General features: G+C 52.0%; 3 protein-coding genes. All 3 read right to left on the minus strand.

Going from position 1 to position 2,975, the window contains the following annotated elements; genetic code table 11:
* Positions 1–365: 365 nt before the first annotated feature.
* The gene (locus tag AK963_RS27430) at positions 366–599 is read right to left on the minus strand and encodes a hypothetical protein (protein WP_066018498.1); all 234 of its coding nucleotides are present in this window, start codon (positions 597–599) and stop codon (positions 366–368) included.
* Between the two features lie 85 nt (positions 600–684).
* On the minus strand, positions 685–2,544 hold the full coding sequence (locus AK963_RS27435) for a hypothetical protein (protein ID WP_066018499.1): 1,860 nt from the start codon (positions 2,542–2,544) through the stop codon (positions 685–687).
* Positions 2,541–2,975, minus strand: a 435-nt coding sequence (locus AK963_RS33795) for a hypothetical protein (protein WP_202969890.1), incomplete at its 5' end; no start/stop codon positions are given. The genes AK963_RS27435 and AK963_RS33795, both read right to left, overlap by 4 nt.

Here is a 2,975-nt window from a genome sequence, read left to right on the forward strand (position 1 = left end):
GCTTGTGCTGCCACCGCTCGTTGAATCACGGCATGGACATCCACATGCAGCGCTCTGGCTTTGCTGAGTAAATCGACAGAGAGGTCGGTTTCAAATGCAACAGGGCTTTCATGAGTAGTTTTCATAGCCATAATTACTCTATTTACTCATTATCTGTCGCTTAATTGTAGCAAATAGAGTTAAATTAGTTTGGAACCGCCATCAGGAATAAAGTTAGGAAACAGACATTTTCGAAGTTGATCATACAAATCTACCGATTTAACATGCATTAAATCTCTCGCTGACAAATAAACAACAGGTCAAACTTTGTCGGGAAACCGGGAGGAATCTTGGGTTGGAAACAGTGACGAAGAGATCGTTAGGTCTTAAACTTCAACTTCATAGTGTGCAAGATTCGGCGCAGTACCTTTTATCTCTCCACTCTGAATAAATGCTTTCTCTCCTACACCCACATACTCTCCCTTGACGGTAATCACCGAACCATCCCGGAGTATTGCCTGACTGGTGCCATTGCCATTGTTGGCGGTAATGGTGGCGATGACCCGCATGCCTTCAGGAATAAGAGCCTTGAACTGCTGCCAGATATTGGTGGTTGCCATAATCCCTCCATAGACTATGTTTAATCTGTCGTTTTAATGACAAACCAATGCGCTTAAGTCCCAGTATTACCATACTGGGCACTTTTTAATAATGCCGCTCGAGCTCTACTGACTGAACAACATTCCCCACGCCACTTGCACTGATGCTGGTCGCCAGACAAAGGGCTTGCCAGTCCCCTGTTATATCTTGAACCTCTACCAGCATACCCGGCTCAATTAACCCGAGTGCCGTGTTGGTGCCGGTCAGAGGTAGCTCAATGGTGGTAATGCTCTGGTTGCCGCCCTTGGCCAGCTCATTTCGGCCACGCTCGGTATTGACCTGCGTTTCGGTAAGCCAGTCTTCGAGAATATCGGGAGCTGGGTTATCGCCATTGCTCCCAGTTCGTTTGACGTTGACCACCACGCCTGCATTGGTGCCGGAAACATAGACCGCATTGTAAGCCTGCTCCGGTCGCCAATTGGCGCTTAAGCTAATGACCATGCTCGCAGGTAGAATCTTATCCATTGTGGCGGTGTTCCAGTGCCAAGGGCTGGCAGGATAACGGGGCTGTATGCTCACCTGGTCGTTATTGCGGCTTGGGATAATGACAGAACCGGCGGTGGTAGCGATCTTGGCCACTACCTGCATGGCGGTCTGGTTCTGATAGCTGAATGAGCCTCCGGGCATGATCCAATCGGGTGTGCTGTAATCGTTCAGGTCAGGATAGTTTGCTGTGAATCCGGTATTCGCCAGTTCTTCAGTAATGGCCTGTTTAGCGTTCAGGTTGGCGCTGTTGCTCTTGCTTCTCTGTGGCGCATAAGGCGATGCCAAAAGCTGCGTTCGGCTGCTGCCATAGAGGGTGTAACGCTCATCCCCGAACCGTCTGTTTGTGCTGTAACGCTCAATAATGAAGATCCACTTCCAGCCGTTGATATCCACCTCGATCTGCTTCGGACCGTTCTCGTCCGGTTCCACCAGTGCGATATTGGAAGCGCCCCACAGCTCTCCGGTAAAGCTCCATGAGAAGCTATCAATATCCAGACTGATCACCATTGAGGGCAGTTCCAGCGGTGTACGGGCAGGCAATACGACAGTGGTGATAACGTTCATAAGCAGATAACTCTCCCTGATCTCTGGCTGCTCTGGCTCCGGCTTTTCCACAATGTCCGGGTCTGTCTCGCCGCCATAGTTGCCGGTTACCTTTTCATCCTTGGCTTTCTGGCCGAAGCCCCATGGCAGAATGACCAGCTGATCTTCCCGGCGGTTGCTCTGGAAGGTAAAGCGGCGTTTGCTATCAATGGGGACAGCTGCGGTTTCTTCGTCAAAGGCACCAATCTGGAAGAATACCGAGCCGTTAGCCTGTGGCTCATACTCCCGTTCTTGAAAGGTAAAGTTCAGCGGTTGCTGTGGGTGAATATAGGCAGGGCTTTTCCACTGTCTTGCGCCGTAAAGGTCAACCGACTGCATGCCTTCTGATACGTTGCTATCCCGCTCCGGTGGATGATTCCAAGGGGAGGCCTGTTGCTGATCCTGCGCTTGAATGCTTTTGTCCCATGCACTCTGTTTGCCGCTTTCCTTTGGTTCTGGCTGCTGCCAACGGTCGCCGGTTGTCGCTTCTTTTTTCTGGCTCTGGCCATGACTAAAACTGACCATGACTTCCTTTTTCGCCACGGCTCCCCAAAACAGGCCAAACGGTGAGGCTTGCAGAGGCGTTGCCTGCTGGCTAGTTTGTCGCCGGATAGTACTAACAGGCCGACTCATTGAATAGCTCGCAGAAAAGCCCTGCTGCCGACTGACCGCCCCTTGCCATTGGCCTTCGTAATTGCGAACCAATCCGGGAGGCGGAGCAAAATAAATCAGCCCCTTACCGTCAAAGGAAAAGTCAGCAATAGATGACGATGACACGGCATAGGGAGCCCCGGTCAGCCGAAACTCTGCGCTGTCGGTGGGAACCTCATAACTCATGGCAGTAGTTCTGCTTTGATGGGACCGTGTGCCAGAGGCCGATAGAAAGGAATCGCCCGGAGGGTAATATCCCCTTCAATGGTTCGGGTGTGGGTAGTGCCGGTATCAATCCACCACTCCGGTTCTATGGCTGGCAAGGTGCCGCCTGCTTCGACCCGGTAAACGTGACCATTGGGAATGGTGGGATGAATCAGATCACCCTGAACCACGCTGGCCGTTGCGGTAAAAGGCACACCGTATTCGTCCATCGCCAGAACAAAGGTATCGCCGCCTTCGGTCAGCACGTCCAGCGTATAGCTGCCGGTTTCTGCGTTACTGGTGGTATCCCCGGTCACTGACCATGAACCATCGGGCTTATGCTCAATGGCCACCAGTTGCCTTGCTGCCGGTTCAGCCTGATTGTCCAGCACTCGCTCTACTTTGCCGGTTAT

This window comes from Endozoicomonas atrinae (genome assembly GCF_001647025.1).
GTDB lineage: Bacteria > Pseudomonadota > Gammaproteobacteria > Pseudomonadales > Endozoicomonadaceae > Endozoicomonas > Endozoicomonas atrinae.

What these genes read in the sequence shown, in the direction of transcription:
- AK963_RS27435 (WP_066018499.1), bottom strand. Translation starts at nt 2,544, where the DNA reads ATGAGTTATGAGGTTCCCACCGACAGCGCAGAGTTTCGGCTGACCGGG.
- AK963_RS27430 (WP_066018498.1), bottom strand. Translation starts at nt 599, where the DNA reads ATGGCAACCACCAATATCTGGCAGCAGTTCAAGGCTCTTATTCCTGAA.